At 43.6% G+C, this 18645-nt stretch carries 16 protein-coding genes and 3 tRNA genes; 10 read left to right on the forward strand and 9 right to left on the reverse strand.

Features of this window, described 5'->3' with window-relative positions:
* Positions 1-30: 30 nt before the first annotated feature.
* From pstC to A8L45_RS08550, 4 genes are all read left to right on the forward strand, one after another.
* Positions 31-1413, forward strand: a complete 1383-nt coding sequence (gene pstC / locus A8L45_RS08535; protein WP_068901224.1) for a phosphate ABC transporter permease subunit PstC — start codon at positions 31-33, stop codon at positions 1411-1413.
* Complete coding sequence (gene pstA, locus A8L45_RS08540) at positions 1406-2707, forward strand: phosphate ABC transporter permease PstA (protein WP_068901225.1); 1302 nt, start codon at positions 1406-1408, stop codon at positions 2705-2707. Before pstC ends, pstA begins: the two co-directional genes overlap by 8 nt.
* A gap of 130 nt (positions 2708-2837) precedes the next feature.
* Positions 2838-3590 (forward strand): phosphate ABC transporter ATP-binding protein PstB, encoded by a 753-nt coding sequence (gene pstB, locus A8L45_RS08545; RefSeq protein ID WP_217492147.1) that lies wholly within the window; start codon positions 2838-2840, stop codon positions 3588-3590.
* 158 nt (positions 3591-3748) lie between these two features.
* Positions 3749-3839: transfer RNA gene (locus A8L45_RS08550), tRNA-Ser, on the forward strand.
* Positions 3840-3895: 56 nt separating this feature from the next.
* Here the strand turns inward: A8L45_RS08550 and A8L45_RS08555 are convergent.
* From A8L45_RS08555 to A8L45_RS08580, 6 genes are all read right to left on the reverse strand, one after another.
* Positions 3896-4348 carry a PaaI family thioesterase gene (locus A8L45_RS08555; protein ID WP_068901231.1) on the reverse strand — a complete coding sequence of 151 codons (453 nt, stop codon included), beginning with the start codon at positions 4346-4348 and terminating at the stop codon, positions 3896-3898.
* A gap of 306 nt (positions 4349-4654) precedes the next feature.
* Entirely contained in the window at positions 4655-5005 is a 351-nt protein-coding gene (locus A8L45_RS08560) for a DUF2750 domain-containing protein (RefSeq protein ID WP_068901233.1), read from the reverse strand.
* A 374-nt stretch (positions 5006-5379) separates the two neighbouring features.
* Complete coding sequence (locus A8L45_RS08565) at positions 5380-7431, reverse strand: prolyl oligopeptidase family serine peptidase (protein ID WP_068901240.1); 2052 nt, start codon at positions 7429-7431, stop codon at positions 5380-5382.
* Positions 7432-7756: 325 nt separating this feature from the next.
* Positions 7757-8179 carry a hypothetical protein gene (locus A8L45_RS08570; RefSeq protein ID WP_068901249.1) on the reverse strand — a complete coding sequence of 141 codons (423 nt, stop codon included), beginning with the start codon at positions 8177-8179 and terminating at the stop codon, positions 7757-7759.
* 182 nt (positions 8180-8361) lie between these two features.
* Positions 8362-8955 (reverse strand): class I SAM-dependent methyltransferase, encoded by a 594-nt coding sequence (locus tag A8L45_RS08575; RefSeq protein ID WP_068901256.1) that lies wholly within the window; start codon positions 8953-8955, stop codon positions 8362-8364.
* A 499-nt stretch (positions 8956-9454) separates the two neighbouring features.
* A complete protein-coding gene (locus tag A8L45_RS08580) occupies positions 9455-10798 on the reverse strand; it encodes a sodium/glutamate symporter (protein ID WP_068901262.1) in 1344 nt (447 codons plus the stop codon).
* Between the two features lie 707 nt (positions 10799-11505).
* Here A8L45_RS08580 and A8L45_RS08585 point away from each other — a divergent pair.
* Positions 11506-12852 carry a serine hydrolase domain-containing protein gene (locus A8L45_RS08585; protein ID WP_068901267.1) on the forward strand — a complete coding sequence of 449 codons (1347 nt, stop codon included), beginning with the start codon at positions 11506-11508 and terminating at the stop codon, positions 12850-12852.
* Between the two features lie 147 nt (positions 12853-12999).
* On the opposite strand, the gene A8L45_RS08590 is transcribed toward A8L45_RS08585, so the two are convergent.
* A tRNA-Asp gene (locus A8L45_RS08590) sits at positions 13000-13076 on the reverse strand.
* A gap of 35 nt (positions 13077-13111) precedes the next feature.
* Positions 13112-13202: transfer RNA gene (locus tag A8L45_RS08595), tRNA-Ser, on the reverse strand.
* A 261-nt stretch (positions 13203-13463) separates the two neighbouring features.
* Between A8L45_RS08595 and A8L45_RS08600 the strand changes: the two genes are divergently transcribed.
* From A8L45_RS08600 to A8L45_RS24535, 4 genes are all read left to right on the forward strand, one after another.
* Entirely contained in the window at positions 13464-13799 is a 336-nt protein-coding gene (locus tag A8L45_RS08600; protein WP_068901271.1) for a PilZ domain-containing protein, read from the forward strand.
* Between the two features lie 177 nt (positions 13800-13976).
* On the forward strand, positions 13977-14309 hold the full coding sequence (locus A8L45_RS24155) for a hypothetical protein (protein ID WP_139122342.1): 333 nt from the start codon (positions 13977-13979) through the stop codon (positions 14307-14309).
* Between the two features lie 105 nt (positions 14310-14414).
* Complete coding sequence (locus A8L45_RS08610; RefSeq protein WP_068901275.1) at positions 14415-14969, forward strand: GNAT family N-acetyltransferase; 555 nt, start codon at positions 14415-14417, stop codon at positions 14967-14969.
* A 59-nt stretch (positions 14970-15028) separates the two neighbouring features.
* Positions 15029-15166 carry a hypothetical protein gene (locus tag A8L45_RS24535; protein WP_175401949.1) on the forward strand — a complete coding sequence of 46 codons (138 nt, stop codon included), beginning with the start codon at positions 15029-15031 and terminating at the stop codon, positions 15164-15166.
* Between the two features lie 187 nt (positions 15167-15353).
* On the opposite strand, the gene A8L45_RS08615 is transcribed toward A8L45_RS24535, so the two are convergent.
* Positions 15354-16070 carry a DUF2799 domain-containing protein gene (locus A8L45_RS08615; RefSeq protein ID WP_068901277.1) on the reverse strand — a complete coding sequence of 239 codons (717 nt, stop codon included), beginning with the start codon at positions 16068-16070 and terminating at the stop codon, positions 15354-15356.
* Between the two features lie 1527 nt (positions 16071-17597).
* Here A8L45_RS08615 and A8L45_RS08620 point away from each other — a divergent pair.
* Positions 17598-18500 (forward strand): NAD(P)-dependent oxidoreductase, encoded by a 903-nt coding sequence (locus tag A8L45_RS08620; protein ID WP_068901279.1) that lies wholly within the window; start codon positions 17598-17600, stop codon positions 18498-18500.
* Positions 18501-18645: the final 145 nt, after the last annotated feature.

Consider the following 18645-nt stretch of genomic DNA (forward strand, 5'->3'; position numbering starts at 1 on the left):
TACATTAACTCTGTTTTTCTAGGAGTAGGTATGCAAGCGTCGACCTTAATGACCTTGATTTTTCTTTTGGCGCTCAGTGCATTTTTCTTTGCACGTAAGCGGTCAAGAGACCTTGCTATTGAGCAAGGTGGGCTGAAAACATTTCATTCTCGCCCTTCGTACTATGGTTCTTTTTCAGCGATTCTGGCTGCGGTTCCAGCGCTGATTTTATTCTCTATCTGGCAAGTCATCGAACCAAATCTTATTCAATCTCTGGTTTTGGCTCAGGTCCCAGAGAGATTGCTTCAATCCAATGAAGGCGTAGTTCTATTATTCAGTCAGATAATACACATCTCAACAGGTGTCATCACGACAGATGATCAGGACTTGTTGAGTGCTGCAGCGCATTTCAAGCAACTGACCCAAACAGGCAATCTCATCCAGAATGTTGCCATCATTACTTTGTCACTGGCAGGCGTAGCTCTTGGCTGGAAGCTGGTTAGACCGAAGTTTAAAGCTCAGCGTTACGTTGAGTATGCATTGCAAGGTTTTCTATTGGCATGTTCCACTCTTGCCATTTTGACGACGTTAGGGATTGTTCTTTCTGTATTGTTCGAAGCCATCCGCTTCTTCCAAATTATTCCAATCACTGATTTTATATTTGGCCTTGAATGGTCACCGCAGATCGCCTTGAGAAGTGATCAACAAGGGGCGAGCGGAGCTTTTGGTGCGATTCCTCTGTTCACCGGAACATTGATGATCTCCTTCATCGCAATGGCTGTTGCAGCTCCTCTTGGCCTAATGAGTGCTATATACCTTGCCGAGTATGCGTCACCGCGTATTCGAAACATTGTGAAACCTATTTTGGAGATACTGGCGGGTATCCCAACTGTTGTTTACGGCTTTTTTGCTGCACTGACGGCGGCACCATTGATTCGTGATTTCGCACATGGGATCGGCCTAGACAGTGCATCTGCGGAGAGTGCATTGGCAGCAGGTCTGGTCATGGGGGTAATGATCATTCCGTTTGTGTCGTCTCTCTCAGATGATGTTATTACCGCAGTACCCCAATCTTTGAGGGATGGCTCTCTCGGACTCGGAGCCACAAAATCAGAAACCATAATCAACGTCGTGTTACCTGCGGCACTACCTGGAGTTGTTGGCGGTTTGTTGCTTGCAGTTTCGCGTGCTATTGGTGAAACCATGATTGTAGTCATGGCGGCAGGTTTATCTGCCAACTTAACAGCTAACCCGTTGGAATCTGTCACTACTGTTACTGTGCAGATTGTTACCTTGTTAGTGGGCGACCAGGAGTTTGACAGTCCAAAAACGCTTGCTGCGTTCGCTTTGGGCTTGACACTTTTTGTTGTCACGCTGGCGTTGAACTTCGTTGCACTTCGTATCGTGAAGAAATATCGAGAGCAGTATGACTGATAAATTACTAGAGATCTCCAAAACCAAAAAGGAGAGGGTAAAAGCCGGAATTTCGCGCCGTAGAAACAAAGAGGCACGTTTTCGTTTCTATGGTATCGCATCAATTTTGATGGCATTTACATTCTTATTTGTCCTAATAACAACCATAGTTGCTGATGGTCATACTGCTTTTTACACGACACAGATTCGTCTTGATGTCTCGCTGGATTCTGACACTCTGGGAGTGAAAGAAGGTGAAACGGATCCAGCCATTGTATCGCAGGGAAGCTACCGTAAAGCATTACGTAATGCATTGCGTGAAGAAGTATCAGTCGATGGTAGGCGTGACAGACGCGAACTGTATCGGTTCATATCGAACGGTGCTGAGTATGACCTAAGAGATATTGTGACGAATAATCCTGAACTGATAGGTACAACTTACACCTATTGGGCGCAGGCTGGAGATAATTTTAATCAGTACAACAAAGGTAACATCAGAGGAGATATCCCTGAGTCCTCTCGTCAGTTTAAAGATAAGCACATCGGTTGGTTCGATACGCTTGAAGCTGATGGCAGGGTGAGAACGGTATTCAATCATCATTTCTTTACCAATGGTGATAGCCGTGACCCTGAACTTGCAGGAATCTGGGGGGCAACTGTTGGGTCGTTTTACACTTTGCTAGTCACCTTGGTACTGAGTTTTCCTATCGGTGTAGCGGCTGCAATCTATCTTGAGGAGTTCGCACCTCGAAATCGAGTGACAGAGTTGATTGAAATTAACATCAATAACCTGGCTGCAGTTCCCTCGATTGTTTTCGGTCTGTTAGGTTTGGCTGTGTTTCTCAACGTTGCGGATTTGCCACGTTCAGCGCCAGTTGTAGGCGGCCTAGTGCTTACGCTGATGACGCTGCCTACCATCATTATTTCAAGCCGTGCAGCGATTAAAGCGGTGCCACCTTCAGTCCGAGATGCTGCTTTAGGCGTCGGTGCATCAAAAATGCAAATGGTCCTACATCACGTTTTACCACTTGCGATGCCAGGAATGCTGACAGGTACTATCATAGGTATGGCACAAGCGTTAGGAGAGACGGCACCACTACTCATGATAGGTATGGTTGCCTTTATTGTGGAAGTACCAGGCGGCCCACTGGACGCTGCTACCGCACTTCCTGTACAAATTTACCTCTGGGCAGAAAACCCTGAGAAAGGATTCATTGAAAACACATCGGGCGCGATTATGGTGTTACTTGCCTTCTTGGCATTCATGAACGCCGTTGCAGTTATTTTGCGCAAACGTCTAGAACGCCGGTGGTAGGAGAAAAAAGATGACAACAACTGTATTGAGTGGAAGCGAACTGTCGAGCACAGGAAATGCGACGTTAAAGTCGCAACATCAGGCAGCGCCAAAGGAGACCTGTGGTGTCCAGTTTGTCGAATCTCCACGGATGACGGCTCGTGATGTGAGTGTCGACTACGAGTATGGTGCAAAACCGGCGATTCGAAATATCAACATTGATATTGGCGAAAAGCAGGTACTGTCTATGATAGGACCTTCAGGTTGCGGCAAGTCAACGTTTCTGCGCTGTCTTAACCGAATGAATGACACTGTGCCCGGTTGTGAGGTATCTGGTGCTATTCATCTTGATGGCAACGATATTTACGATAGAAATACCGAGATCGTAGAGCTTCGCTCGCAGGTGGGTATGGTTTTCCAGAGACCCAATCCATTCCCGAAATCTATTTTTGATAACGTTGCTTATGGGCCACGAGTCCATGGCCTTGTTGATCATAAAGAAGATCTTGAGGGTGTTGTTGAACAGTCACTGCGTCGTGCAGGTTTGTGGGATGAGGTGAAAGATAGATTGTATCAACCGGCAACAGGTCTTTCAGGCGGCCAGCAACAGCGTCTTTGTATTGCACGGACCATCGCTATCGCACCTGAAATCATTCTGATGGATGAGCCGTGTTCGGCGTTGGACCCAATAGCGACGGGTATCATCGAAGACTTAATCGCAGAACTGAAAGAGAACTTCAGTATCGTAATTGTGACGCACTCTATGTCACAGGCTTCACGTGTTTCTGATCGTACTGCATACTTCCATCTCGGTGACCTGGTTGAAGTAAATACCACTGAGAAAGTATTTAATGATCCTCAGCATAAGTTGACGCGAGATTACATCAGTGGCCGATTTGGCTAATCAGTTCTAGCCGGACGAAAATTAAGCGTGCCCTTAAATGGCACGCTTTTTATTGCTTAAAATTTAACGTGTATGGTGGAACGTTAGCCAATCAGTGTATTTGAGTTGTTTTGGGGCTTTACATTGATAATAGTCAGCTATATTATTCTTCCCGCTTCGGAGAGATGGCTGAGTGGTTGAAAGCACCGGTCTTGAAAACCGGCATACGTTAATAGCGTATCTAGGGTTCAAATCCCTATCTCTCCGCCACATTAGAAAAGCCGCTGATACATCAGCGGCTTTTTCTTTTTATAAGATAGGGTTTCTTAATCATAGGTGTTCAATTCATCCGGAACATCAATCTCTGCAAGGCGCTGACGCCCACGAACAAATAATCCGTTTCCTCTACCTATCTCTTTATCATCGCTGTCGTAAACAACAGACTCGGCAATAATCTGGCTTTTACTTCGATTAACGACTTTACCAACTGCTCTCATGTTACCTGAAACGATGGGCCGGGTGAGGTAGGTGGTGAAAGACGTCGTGAGAATGAAGTATTCATCCTCCAGTGAACTGGCAGCAAAGTATGCGGCATCATCAAGCATTTTAAAATATACCGAACCATGCACCGCTCCCGCTGAATGGTGGTGTTGCTGAGAGGCCATAATTTCAATTTCTGCCCGTCCTTCAGAAATTGTCATGGTGGGTTTATAAAAAGCATTCACTGGCGCAACGCTGTACATTCGCTCCAAAAACCTAAAATGACTCTCTCCATCCATACTTCCTCTCCTTCTTAAATTCAAAGTATTATCGAGCAATAATAAACCCGAGTTAACAAGCATATTCAACTAAGGCAGGGTCGTTTTAGTATGAGATAGGTGAGACTGATTCGGTATGTCTTTTTATTTCAGAATGAAAGAAAAATAGAACGGATGATCAAGAGAGAGTGTATTGAAAGGGTTTAATGTATTACGGACAGAGGAATAACGTTTTTCGTTTAGATATTTTTAATGGATAGCTCTATGTACGAGCTACCCACTTTTAGGAATCTAAAAGGCCCCTAGTTTGTCACTTGAGTGCGCATTTTACAGATACATTTTAGCTAGGGCAGAAGGCTCAATTTCCTTCCCTTCCAATGACTGATTCCAGTTTGTTCCTACCAGAACGCCATCTTCATCCAAAGTTAGTAACCAATCTTCTACGAATACGTCGAGTGGAATTTCGGTGACAACAAAATCCGCCCACTCCTCGACATTATGATGCTGAGCATCCTCTTTTGATGACCAGAAGGGCATGACTTCGCTTTCTTCAAATTCTGTTGAATCACATGCTAACCAGCCATCTTCGTTCTGAAGTCCCCATACGACCTGAGAGTTCTTGGTTTCCTCGATAAACATCAGGAGATTAGCTTGAGTATCTGTCGTTAATTTAGTCATTTTTGTTACTCTTTATGTGTATGAGCAATAGGATACCACTGTGGTATGCATTAGACTCGCGTCTTTTTGCTGCAGATAGTAATTTGGAAATATGTCAGCAAGTGGTATGAGAGAGAATGAACCGCATAAATGTCGTTTTCTTGCTTTTTTGTGGGGGAGGTGAAGAATCGTGAGGCTTTTTGTATGTTCATCGAAACTTTATCTACGCATAGGAATTGTATCCGCGCGTAGAAATTATATCCACGCATAGAAATTATATCCATGCATTGACATGCTGACCTCGCATCGAAATTAAGACTTCAAGAGAGCAGCGCCAAGTGCGTGGCGCTGCATTTATCGTCAATCGTTATCTATTCGGATAAGGGCGTGACGTTTTACAGTATTGGCTGCTTTTGCATTTGGTCAAAACAAAACGCGTACATATCTGCTTTGGCATCGAGAACCTTGTGGGTGGGTGTTCCAGCACCATGTCCAGCATCCACATCTATCCGAATCATGACAGGGTTATCTCCAGCATGTTTTTCCTGTAATTCGGCGATAAATTTGTAGGAATGAGCGGGCACCACTCGATCGTCGTGGTCGGCGGTCGTAACCAGTGTTGATGGATATCGCGTACCCTCTTTGACGTTATGGACGGGAGAGTAACCCAATAAGTATTGAAACATTTCTTCACTTTGGGCTGACGTGCCGAAGTCATACGCCCAGCCTTCACCTGACGTAAAGGTGTGATAGCGAAGCATATCAAGGACGCCTACAGCGGGTATGGCAACTTTGAATAACTCAGGCCGTTGCGTCATGCAAGCTCCCACCAACAAACCACCATTTGACCCTCCGTGAATGGCAAGCGACTCTGACGAAGTGAACTTGTTGTCGATAAGGTACTCTGCTGCCGCAATAAAATCATCAAAGACGTTTTGCTTGCGCTGTTGAGTACCAGCGTCATGCCATGCTTTGCCATACTCACCGCCACCCCGGATATTTGCCACGGCATAAATACCGCCCATTTCTACCCAGGCAGCTGCAAACGGGCTGAAAGCAGGCTCAAGGCTAATATTAAAACCGCCATAGCCATAAAGTAGGGTAGGGTGACTGCCATCTAGTTCAATACCTTTGCGATGGCAGATTGTGAGTGGAACCCGGGTGCCATCTTTTGACGTGAAAAATACTTGGCTGGATGTCAGTGCATCACTATCAATCGGACACTCACTACGGCGATAGAGAGCGGTTTCGCCTGTATCAGGGTCAAGGTGATAAATCTCTGACGGAGTGGTGTAATTGGTGAACGACAAATAAAGTTCTTTATTTTCTTCACGAGTATTGGAGAGCGACGCACAGCCTACTGCAGGTAAGGCAATGTCTCGTATCCACTGTCCATCAATACCGTACTGTTTGATTTGTGTCTGCACATCAACTAGGTAGAAAGCAAATAAATATCCACCGGCATAACTGACACTCAGTTCATGCTCTGTTTCAGCGACTACATCCTGCCAATCAGTCTGCTGTGGTTTTTTCACATCCGCAGCCACAATTTTACCCATAGGGGCCTTGTGATTGGTATAAATAATCAGCTTGCCGTCTTTATGGGTACAAACATAGCTATCAGCCGTGTCGTTTTCAGTCAGTTGGATCAGCTCCGCCCCTTCAATATTTAGGTCTTTAATGTAAAGGATATTGCCGGAGGTAGCATTGGCTCCTTGTACTACTAGGTATTGGTTGTCTTGAGTTGTATAGCCGGAAACGTAGCGAAAGCTTGGATCGGATGGATGACCAAACACAAGCTGATCCTGTTGCTGACCGGTGCCCAGCTTGTGGAAGTACAATTTATGAAGTTCGGTGCGTGCTGATAACTCGCTGCCGTCTGGTTTATCGTAGGTTGAGTAATAAAACCCTTCATCGCCAAGCCAACTCACGCCAGTAAATTTTGCATCCTGAATTGGTTCGTCAACCTGCTCCCCGGTTTCCGCATCAATGACATAAATGGTACGCCAGTCACTTCCACCCTCTGACGTTGAGTAGGCGATGAGACTGTCAGAATCAGAAAATGACAAGCTGCTAAGTGAGATTATACCTTCGTCGTGCCAACTGTTGGGATCAAGAAAAATAGAAGCATTCTCGATGTTGTCCTGATATCGATAGAGGACGGCATGATTCTGGAGGCCATCGTTGCGATAGAAGTAGGTGTACTCTCCTTTCTTAAAAGGAGCGGACTCTTTCACGTAATCATATGCCTTTGATAGCTTTTCTCTGATGGCAGCACGATAAGGGATAGAATCAAGATACTGGAAGGTCACTTCATTTTGCTGGCCTACCCATTGAGCAGTCTCGTCGCTGAGGTCATCCTCAAGCCAGCGATAGGGGTCCGCGACTTGCTGCGAAAAATACGTATCGAGGGTGTCTTGCTTTTTTGTTTTTGGGTAGCGATACATGAAAAACTCCATTTTTTAGCTACGTTCTCTAGAATATTCAACGTGCTTCGGGTACCGAAATTAAGGAAGGTTGCAGGTATGACGCTCAATCTATCTTTAAGTATATTAGCGATAATCACTAAGATCAGATAGAAAGAGACGGGAAATGCACTCCTGATTGATTCTCAATATCATAATGCAAAGCGAGTGAATTCCAGACTCTCAAGGGTAAGTCGTATCAGATTTTGGGTATCATCTCATGAAAAGAGAGTAGGGTGGCGTATTTCAGGGCAAGGCAGTGTTGTGCTTTACCCGTTTTGTTCCTGATTCACTCGGCAATGTGCAGTTAGCTTTTCCAATGCGTAACAAGCAGGCCAACGTTAAACGCTACCAGCCCAAGCAGAGGAGGTAATATTGGTGGTTCGGCTGGTGTGTTCGTTAATACAGTGTACATAGCGTAAAGGGTAGGAATACCAGCAATGTTGCCGCAGATGGGCAGTGCCCAGAAAGCCCATTTTTGGCCTTGCCAATACGCTGACACAAGTACCCAGACTGCCAGAGTAAAAAAAGCCAGTGCGAGACCACCCACTACTTTCATCAGTGCGAGTATTAAAATTTGCTGTGGCTTAGGTAGGTCTTGCCACTGCGTGGAGAGTGCATCGGCATGGTAGGGCATAAACTCAGTTTTGGTGAGGTAAGTGACGGCGAAGCCCAGCATGATGAGTAGAGAAAATACATACAAAAACATAGCTAATTTGCTACGAGCCACATCGCGCTCCTTTGTATCAGTTGATGGACAAAGCCGCGGGCAAACTGCACTAAACATACCTGCGATCAACTTCCTTGTAGTCAGGAAGAATAGCATCCACTCTCTAATACAAGCGTTCTCAGTAATGGGAACCTAAGAATTAACATTCTAAAATAGGTTTTTATATTGATTTTTTAGACTAATTAACGTTTTACAGCGAGAAATGTAAAAAAATGCCAGTATTTTTCTCGGCCAACAGCAGTTTTACCTTTATCCCTTTTTTCATCGAATGTGATGATGTCAAAATCAGACAGCATGGTTTCTACTTCATGTCGAGAAAACCTACTAATCAGTCGTTTTTCGTTCGATTCCCAGCTGTCTTGATCACCAAGTATCTGCCCAAAAAAGACACCTCCTGTTTGTATTGACGCTTTAATGTTTGACCACACCTGGTCGAATTTGATTGGGTCGCAAAAGAAAAGACTGGATTTGGCAATAAAAAGGCCGTTTGCAGGGTAATGGAAGGTTTCGAAGCAATCTCTGTATATCGATACTGATTTGTTCTCAATAAAGCGTTCGTGACATATTTTAATTGCTTCTTTGTCGGGATCGAAAGCTAATACTTTGTACCCCGCCTGAGATATAAATTCTGATTCAGTTCCCGTTCCGCACCCGGCATCGATTGCGACCATAAGGCCTGATGTATTTTCAGCGATAGCCTGCTCAACCAAAGGATGGTGGGGGCGGCGATTAACCGCCTGATAGTATTCTTGCCAATGAGTGTTTTTAGTGTTCATTCCAATCCTTTGGGTGTGATGTGTTTATCTGGAGGTTATTGCGCTCAGAATAACCGATTCAGGAGTGAATATTTGATAGCGGAAATGTTTATGAGATGAAGCTCATTTGCCATGACAAACAGGCTAATTTCTACTTTTGAAGGTTCGATTTCTCAATGAAAAATCTAGAGTTGCTTGAAGTGCTGGTCTGGTACGTGTGTAAAAGTACATCTTAATACTATTGATTTCGCGGTGAACCAATAACGCTCATATTTCAAAATTGAACAGTCAAAGATGATAAGTTTATTTATGAAGTTTGAATATGAGCTATGATGCTTTTTTGCTATCACTGATTAACATTGGCCTTAACATAGGAGAGTGAATAGTCTCTGTATCTGAGTATTCACAGTCCAGATTAAAGTCACCCAGCTATCATATTTTGTTTGGTAGATCAGTAAAGGAAGGGCAAAAAGCGAACAGTAAAAACCGTCCGCTTTTCTGATCAATATGGCGAACTGAATTACGAGTTATCAGCGATTAACTTTGGGTGTTTGTTGAATACAAAACGCCAAATCAACAAGACAATCAGTAAGTAGCTAAGGCCAATCCCCAGTGCTTCCCAGTGATAACCATTAAACATTGCAACGGGCATCAGCGATATGATGAAAATATCAGTAATTGAGCCGGGTACATAAGCAATCGCATAGTCATCGAGTACCTTGCTTCGCATTTTAGGGTCGACAATTCGGAGCAGCGCGATGCCCATTGCAACCGTGCCTGTCAGCCATCCCCATGAAAAGATGCCTTTCTCAAACCAGTTCTCACCCATAATGCGCGGCGCAACCCATAGCACCAGCCACAGTGTGAACAGGACACCCGCTGTTGCCATAATTACCATAGGAGCAAGGTATTGTGCCAAGACAGTGATTTTGATAGCTGAAATACCAAAGATAATCAGGTAGTCGGTGCTGATCCCCGCGGCATGGTTGAAGGCGCCGTCACAGAGGTAATTAGATGCATTTGTTCTTTTGGCTATCAACCTGACCAGCATTCCGGCAAGAAAACCCGTGACAAACGTTGGAATATTCACCTGTTCATTAAATGAAGACAGATAATTTGCCAAGACATAAGAAGACGCTGTGACGACGACAACAAGCGCTGCATGCAATGCGAAGGTATCAATAGACAGTGAAGACATTGTATCTTTCATTGCCGGTTGCTGAGACTCCGGTTTAATCAGACCTTTACGTTCAAAGTCATCCATATTGTCAAAAGAGGTGAATGTTGAAATCCAACCCATTTTTAACGCAAATTGCAGGATCAACATGCCGATTGAAATCGAGAGAAAGATCCCGACGGTGGCAAATGTCAGGCTGAGAGTAAATCCGTCTTCCCAACCCAGATGATTGAAAATTTCACCTACTACTGATGCTGAACCATGACCGCCCATAAAGCCTGCTGAAAGTGTGACACCAAACCCGGGATTGATTTCAGGCCAAAAAAATGTCGTCAGGAAAAGTCCGAACAGTGCAGCAAATAGCCATTGTGATACCGATGCTATCTGGTTAAAGGCCCAAAGCGAACCCGCTCGTTTGGCAACAACTCTAGGGGACGGAATGTCAGTGGCCAGACCCAAAGCAGAGAATAACGCCGCGGTCAGTAGTCCTGCATTGGCCGTGTAAGTCTCTGTCCATGGCAAGATGTTGGCGACAGCGGGCCCGAGACAAAGTCCCATGAGACCAGCTAATACCGCAGATGGTACATAGAGGCGTTGCAGAATGGGCAAGTGTACACGAAGCACCTTCGCAACGATGAGAAGAAATCCGGCTATTGCTAAATCAGTCAGCATTAGACCTTTTGGCATGTATCCTCCAGTAATGCTTGAATACAAACTACCGCAACAAAACCCAATTCTAAAATGGGCGGTTGAGTAGTTGTGTGAGTGACACGGCCGAAACAGCGTATTTAGTCAAAACCAAACGTTTTACCGAAAGAGAACAAAAGGCGGTGCTGTCGGCGGCTCAAAAAAGCCGACTATCCTAACGGCAATAAAAATGAGATTCAAGTCACATAATTTAATTGGTTTTATGAGTGGGCGTATCAACATTAAGCGGTTAGAGCATGCCCACTGATGGAACAGAACCTTGTGGTACTTTTCACGGGTCGGCCTAGATCGATAAAAAATGAAATGCATAAAGCGTTTTGATGAACAGGGACAAGTGCTTAGCAGTAATAATTAAGTAAGGTACCTATCATTTTGCAGTAGAGAGGATAAAAGCCATGATATGCATTAATTTTTTATGCAGCCAAAAAATTTGGTGAATTTGACTGCGCTTGTTATCAGATAATGCGACTTTCGACTATTCAATGAGAATTCACTAATAGATCCTAAACTACCATTTTCGTGAGTATATACTCACGACACAGTCAGATTATCAACATCTGGTAACTCGCCACCACTCCTAATAGTTTTGAACGGTCGAATGCTAAACGTTTTTGATACCCAGAGGTTGACTGTAGGAGTGTATAAGGGATTAGAAAAATGATATTTAAAAATGGAGATGCCTCACTATGATTCGTTTATTTCATTTGCTGATATTTGTCATGGTTACAGTGCTTACCGGTTGCGACAGTATTAAGCGTGTTGGCGAGATCAAGCATGGTACAGGATTTTCTGCGGCCGAAATGTGCTCTAGGCTTTTTGTCAGTCAGGAAGCAGAGACACTGATAGTAGAAGATGTAATAAGACATAAAGTTTTTCCACTTACCTGGGTTTGGCATGTTGATATCAACAGAGAAGATAAACAAGTCAGCGTATCTGCACCCTTTATTCCTGGTTTAAACAAAAAGACCGCAGTATATAGAGAGGGAATAGGCTGTTCAGTGCTGGATGATGATGCGCCAGAAAGTCTGGCAGTCACTGCGGTGAAAAAGCACGATCTTGATGCAAAAAGAATCAGTGAGATTCCGGTCGACATTTCTGCATCAGCTCAAGCGGCAATACAGCCATGGTTTGAAGAAACAACGGCAGATTCGTTTAGGCAACAAAATACTTATGCTGTACTGGTAATGAAGAACGGTAAAATTATTGCCGAGCAATATGCAGATGGTCACGGTAAAGATGTGCCAATGTTAGGATGGTCGATGGGTAAATCTCTGACAGCACTGCTGGCCGGTGTTCTTTTCGATCAAGACAAGCTGACTATCGATGATATTGCTCTCCCTGCCTCAGAGATTCACCCTCTGCCTGTAAGGGTTAAACATCTATTGAATATGTCTTCGGGGCTAGAGTGGGATGAAGTTCAGTATAGTGGTGCGTCAGATGCCTCTGAGATGCTGTACTTAGAGCCAGATTCAGCTGCTTATGTGGCTACCCGGCCTCAAATAGCTCAACCCGGTAGCAAATACACTTACTCAACGGGCGATACTCAACTTCTGGCAAAATTCATCTCCGACAGAGTAGGAGGGGGTGGGCAAGCTGTTTATGATTTCTACCAGAAAGAGCTCTTCCACAAACTTGGTATTGGCAGTGCTTTTTTTGAACATGACCCTGCCGGCACATTCATTGGTGGTGCGCGGCCCTTCCTTAAACCCCGGGACTGGTTAAAGATAGGTTTATTGCTTCAAAACAAAGGCCGGTGGAATGGGGAGCAAGTTATTTCTGAGGAGTGGATAGATTATCTTCTGACGCCTTCTCCTGCTAACCCTTACTATGGTGGAACCATATGGTTGGGTGATGAAGAGGTGCTTGGTTTCCCCGACGATATGTTTTCTATGCGAGGTCATCTGGGCCAATATATGACGGTTATTCCTTCTCAAGATCTGGTGATATTAAGGTTGGGTATCCTCCATGCAGAGGATTATCCGACTCAAGTAATGGCAAGGACGTTAGAAATTAGTCAAGCTATCTCAGACTAGGAAGTGTGCGGAGCTGGATGTTTAACCGAGCCAGTCGTTCTTTTCAGACGGTAGGATGTTTTACTGACGAAAAAACGTATTTGATATTGATGAAGAAGATAACAGGAATAAAAAAGCCCCAGCAGATGCTGAGGCTTTTTTACGTGTTGGCGGAGCGGACGGGACTCGAACCCGCGACCCCCGGCGTGACAGGCCGGTATTCTAACCAACTGAACTACCGCTCCATGTTCTGTGCACGCCGAAGCAAACCCAGAAAATGTGGCGGAGAGATAGGGATTTGAACCCTAGATACGCTATTAACGTATGCCGGTTTTCAAGACCGGTGCTTTCAACCACTCAGCCATCTCTCCGTAAGTGGTGCGCATAATAGGTCACATTTTTGAGGTTGTAAATACCTTGCCAGTTCAACTGGTCAACAAGTCGCCGCCTGTGCGTTTTTATAGGTTTGAACGTTTGATTTGTGGGCGTTTCTACGAGGCTTATCAATTAAATAATGTCAGATATCAATCATTGGTGTGATCAGGTGTGAATAGTCAGAGATTGAGGCTTTAAAAGCATTTGAAGTTTTGGCTAACTTGTTAGTATGTGAATCAAGGTCAACTATTGAATTGATGCAAAATGAAGCAAGGCGTTTTTTTCGCCTCGATTACCCTGAATCTTACCGCCCAGAGCTCCAAATTAATGATCGGTGCTTTCAGGTACAACAGATCTCTGAGGAAGGTATCGTGGCGATCATCCCTAATGTTTCGTTAAACCAGATCGGTGCGATATTCAATGCCACTATCACTTTTTACGATGGCGTGACTTTCGAACTACTCGGCCGAATCTTGCGCATTGAGGGGGATCGTGTTGTCGGTCAACTCACCAAAGGGATTAATTTTAAAAGAATGAATGAGGAACAGAGGCAGTTACGAGTCAGATTTCCACGTTATAAATTTAATAGGTAGCACCGAGAGAAAAATCCCCGGCTTTTCTTTCTCACTTAATCTTTATTCATACAGGTCAAAACTCACCCCCATCGATCGGATTAATCGTATGTTTTTCTGCATCTCGTCTTTGAACTTTCGCTGACTAGTGAATATCTTTAATGAGTCACCCTCATCAATTTACTGGTGGACATTACTTTGGATCTGAACAGACGAAAATACTTCAGGCTTACTTATCCGGATTCCTATAGACCGAGAATAAAAATCTATGGCGGTATTTATCAGATAGGCCAAGTGTCGGAGAGAGGTATTGTGATGCTAATACCTGAACTACCGCACTATAAAATTGGCGCAAAGTTCTCTGCAGTAATAGAGTTTGCAGATAAAACCCAGCTTAAGTTGGCTGGCAGGTTACTGCGTATTGAGGGCAACAAAGCCATTGGCGCTTTGAGTGAGCCGATTGATTTTAAGAGAATCAACGAAGAGCAGCGTCAGCTCAAGCTTAAATTTCCGGCCTACAAACCGCATTGAAAGCGAATATGGTGTCTGCGATCGGCCTCATGAACTTTCTCAAATCCAGCAACAGCCTACCTGATAACATCATCCTCAGATGTTAACAACCGCGAAAAAAATGATATGCAGTTACCCCAAGATATTAGCCTCCGCCCCCTTGAAATAGAAGACACTGACGCTTTTTATCGTTGGTTTTCAGAACCGGATATTGTCAGGTATAGCCTTTCTGGATTTCAGTACCCAAGGTCAAAGTCAGACATAGTGGCTTGGCTTAGAGAGAGTAATAAAGAAGATAAAACTGTTAATTTTGGTATCACTGCGGCGGGTTCCGACGAGGTGATAGGGTATGCGGGAATAACGTCAATAAGTACTATAAACCGCAGCGGTGAGTATTTTATTTTGATTGGTGAACGAGACTCTTGGGGTAAAGGTATTGGCACCATAGTGACTAAAAAAGTTATTGAATATGGTTTTTGTTCTTTAGGTCTTCACCGGATCGAGTTGACTGCATTTTCTACAAACATTGGTGCAATCAAAGCTTACGAAAATGCAGGTTTTCACCATGAGGGGGTAAAGCGGCAAGCTGGTTTTAGAGATGGAGAATTTATCGATAAAGTTCAAATGAGCATTCTTGCAACTGAGTGGCCACATTCCACTGAAAGATCTCCAAACGTTTAAGTGTATCGTCCGTTTGCCCCCATCCTTTCTGGTCTTGAGTTATTTACTCAAGCGACTAAATGCGGCGCAAAAATCCAGAAGTGCCAGTGGAGTACAAAGCAACCAATTTTGATTTTGGTAATACGATCGTATCGTCGAGTCCTCTTGTTGAGTCATTGAATGATATGGCTGACAAAGGGGTTGTCGACATCTTTTGATGTTGTGATTTGGTCAATCGGATGAGTTAATGATCTGTCAGAACAATTAACTGCTGCGAAGCAACTTAAAGATGGCGGAAGAGACTTAGTAGTGCGGTGCATATTTGTGAGATACATGCACCGCAGTCGTTCTACTTTCTTGTAGCAGCCCCAGTGACGATATTCAGCATGAACCAGGGACTCAAAATCAGAATAAATCAGTTAAGCTTTTGATTGTCTCAGCTGTATTGGTCACTTTTAGCAGCCCCTCATAAAAGCCTTGTTCTTTTGCCAGGCTTTCATCCTGACTTTTTAATTTTGCTTTCCTTTCAACAGATAAATCGGGTTTTACCATTTCTTTGGAAATCATTTGACGTTGACGCTGAATTTCATGCAATTTTAGTTGGTATTTTGCTTTTGTTAACTCGCTATCTGCACGCTTCAACTCTTCTTGTTTTCGATTGATGTCAGCGTGGAGGTTGGCTTTGTCTTCAGCACTAAGATCAGGGTTGAGTAAACGTATTTTGTCATCGTCAATACTGCTTTGAAGGCTTTGGACTTGTGATTCAAGCCGTGCCACTCGGTAGTTTGGTGTATAACCAGCAAGGAATTCAGTCGACAGCTCTGCGGGACATACTTTGTTGTAAGACTGATTAGCCTGACCGACCATTACGCCATTTTCATAGGTGCAGTAAGTGCGAAGTCCATCATTCCTTCCCTTGTTATAAAGGCTAAGATCAACTTTTACACTGTATTCGGAACAGTCTTTGCTGTAGTCAGCTGCTTTATTTTGTTGACCGGCGCTGCCATCTTTTAAACCGATCTGATACCAGTCACCCAGTCGACATTCTTCTTCGCTGATAGCAGCACAACCACTGATAGTAGCTGCAAGGATAATGCACATTGGCAATGCTTTACTTTTCATTATATTTTGATTCCTGTTAACAAATACAACTGACCATCAACATCGTTCGTTAATCGTCTTAAGCACGGATCTCGGTATCCAGTCCTTACGAAAATAATTCACAGATATAAAAGTGTTAATAAATGTAAACAAATCGGTCAGAATTTTAGATATATCATCCCAGATGTGCAATTGATGAAATCGCCGATTAGGGTATAAAAATTTAATCAATACACGCCTGAAGTAATGCAAAACTATCCGTCGTATCTTAGATATATTTCGAAATTAGCAGTGATATAAGAAAGTAATCATTAATATCTTCCACAACAAGAATCTCAATCACTTTCTCATTGAAACACAGCTATTTCGTAACTGGTTTTACTATTACTGATCCTATTCGTATTCTAAGTTTTCAACCAGCAATACTCAATAGGTTTTATATAAATAGTAATTCATTCCCATTTGACTCCTATTCTAAAATTTACTTAAGGAATATAAGAGTGGAAAAGGGAGTAATAATTTTTGCATTAATAACATACATTTCAGTAGTTTACGATGAATCACCTCTATTAAAAAGATAAAATAGAGAGTGATATTGTTATTGATAGTATTTTGTATGATAACCAGAAAGCCGCAGGGTTGGAGGGGATGAGAATCGAAAAGTATACATATAAACCTATCATAGTTATGAGGGTATGAAATGGATTTGAATGCTAGCTAGGAGTGTTTTTGGTAGTCGATATGCATTCTTTGTGTTCAGTTGGTAGGGTGGTGATAAGGCTCAACAGCGCGTTCTTTGGCAAAAAATCTGAGATAAGTCTTGCAACATAAAAGAAGCCAGACTTATCAATAGTACCTTTAGCTGCTCTTTAGTGTGTCATTATTATTAAGTTAGTCGGTTAGTTGATGAGCGGCATTGGTAGACTACCGGAAAAAATATCAATCGAAAAGCTGCTGACGGTTATTTTAACCACTAAAAAAATAAGTTAGAAATGGGAATGGTACCCAGGTAAGTAAACCTAAGATGGCTTTCAAATAACATAAATGCGATATGACTTGCCCATCTTACCCGCTGACCAATAGAGATTAATTCACATACTCGCTGGAAGAAAAATAAAAAACATCATGTATTGATATTTATAAAACAGGTGATCAAGTTCCCGTAATTATCACCGCGCCCTTCAAAGGGTTTCGAGCGGTTGTTGAGGGTTTACCTCTTTGGATGGGGTTCATTGACGCCTTTCAGACTCACTCTTTCCAGATCAAAATCAAATCAGTACTTCGAGAATGAGAAATAGACATAACGCGCTGAGGGAGCATCAGACATGGAGTATGTTACAGGGTTATTACTTGCTTCCTATCTCTAAGATACACCTTGAGCTTGCAGCATGAGATTCCATTCTACATTTTGTGTTTAACTATGCTCATAGTTATTCCTAGGTATAGAGATGTCACCTTAGGGTCGCCATTCAGAAAGATGCACTGCCCTCTATGTAGAAGGTGCTGGCATAGGATTAAAAGAAACGAACAAAGGACTGGGAAGATAAAATGGAAAAAATAAAAAAACTTGGCTTCATCGGGTTGGGTTTGATGGGAAACCCAATGGTTGAAAGATTGCTGAATGCGGGCTTCGACGTGTGTGTCTGGGCCCGTTCTCCTGAAAAGGCGAAACGCGCTACTGATGCAGGGGCCACACTTTATCCATCAGTCGCATCGCTGGTGGATGATGTCGAGGTATTGATGTTGTGTGTGTCAAATACTGCTGCGGTGCAGGATGTTGTGACAGGTCAGTCTGGCGTGTTATCAGCCTTGGCTAAGAATCAGTTTTCCTCCCTGTCTGTCATTGTTGATTTTTCCAGTATTGCGCCAAACGTTACCCGAGATATTGCTGAGCAGGCGGATAAATACAATGTGAAATGGGTCGATAGTCCGGTGTCGGGTGGCGTTGCTGGGGCAGAGCAGGGCACTTTAGCTGTGATGTGTGGCGGTGACCCTGTCATTATTTCTTCATTGATGCCGTTTTATGAGCCTCTGGCAGGAAACGTGACCCATATGGGGCCGACAGGCAGCGGCCAGGTAACTAAGATAGCAAACCAAATGCTGGTGAGTTGCAACATTATGGTAATGGCAGAAATGTTTGCTTTGGCAGAGAAAGCAGGAGTTGATGCCGGCAAGATCCCGCAGGCATTGAAAGGCGGTTTTGCTGATTCAATACCTCTGCAATTAACGGGGCCCCGTATGGCAAATAAAGAGTTTGATGAAGTGAAATGGCATGTGAAAACACTTCTCAAGGATTTAACCATGGCAAATGAGCTCGCAATATCACAAGAAGCATGGTCGCCGATGACAGAACTGGCAGCTAAGTTAATGGATTTACATGCTTCTAAGGGGTATGCGGATGCCGATCCGAGTTCAATTGTGTTGCAATATAGCCACTCAACAAAAGATTGATATCAACTCCGGTTTTCTCGCTAGTATTCGGTGTTAGATTGTCTTGTTCTATAGATTAATTTGAGATTAACCAGACAAATATTGTGATATCTATCTGTGTATTAGCATTACTATTGAGGCAAAAGAGGCGGTCATACTGAAGAAA

The sequence above is a fragment of the Veronia pacifica genome (assembly GCF_001707825.1).
GTDB classification, from domain to species: domain Bacteria; phylum Pseudomonadota; class Gammaproteobacteria; order Enterobacterales; family Vibrionaceae; genus Veronia; species Veronia pacifica.

Coding starts and splice junctions, on each gene's coding strand:
- A8L45_RS08615 (WP_068901277.1), bottom strand. CDS start 16,070: ATGAAAAGTAAAGCATTGCCAATGTGCATTATCCTTGCAGCTACTATC.
- pstB (WP_217492147.1), top strand. CDS start 2,838: ATGACGGCTCGTGATGTGAGTGTCGACTACGAGTATGGTGCAAAACCG.
- A8L45_RS08575 (WP_068901256.1), bottom strand. CDS start 8,955: ATGAACACTAAAAACACTCATTGGCAAGAATACTATCAGGCGGTTAAT.
- A8L45_RS08555 (WP_068901231.1), bottom strand. CDS start 4,348: ATGGATGGAGAGAGTCATTTTAGGTTTTTGGAGCGAATGTACAGCGTT.
- A8L45_RS08580 (WP_068901262.1), bottom strand. CDS start 10,798: ATGCCAAAAGGTCTAATGCTGACTGATTTAGCAATAGCCGGATTTCTT.
- A8L45_RS08585 (WP_068901267.1), top strand. CDS start 11,506: ATGATTCGTTTATTTCATTTGCTGATATTTGTCATGGTTACAGTGCTT.
- A8L45_RS08610 (WP_068901275.1), top strand. CDS start 14,415: ATGCAGTTACCCCAAGATATTAGCCTCCGCCCCCTTGAAATAGAAGAC.
- pstC (WP_068901224.1), top strand. CDS start 31: ATGCAAGCGTCGACCTTAATGACCTTGATTTTTCTTTTGGCGCTCAGT.
- A8L45_RS24535 (WP_175401949.1), top strand. CDS start 15,029: ATGCGGCGCAAAAATCCAGAAGTGCCAGTGGAGTACAAAGCAACCAAT.
- A8L45_RS08600 (WP_068901271.1), top strand. CDS start 13,464: ATGCAAAATGAAGCAAGGCGTTTTTTTCGCCTCGATTACCCTGAATCT.
- pstA (WP_068901225.1), top strand. CDS start 1,406: ATGACTGATAAATTACTAGAGATCTCCAAAACCAAAAAGGAGAGGGTA.
- A8L45_RS08565 (WP_068901240.1), bottom strand. CDS start 7,431: ATGTATCGCTACCCAAAAACAAAAAAGCAAGACACCCTCGATACGTAT.
- A8L45_RS08560 (WP_068901233.1), bottom strand. CDS start 5,005: ATGACTAAATTAACGACAGATACTCAAGCTAATCTCCTGATGTTTATC.
- A8L45_RS08620 (WP_068901279.1), top strand. CDS start 17,598: ATGGAAAAAATAAAAAAACTTGGCTTCATCGGGTTGGGTTTGATGGGA.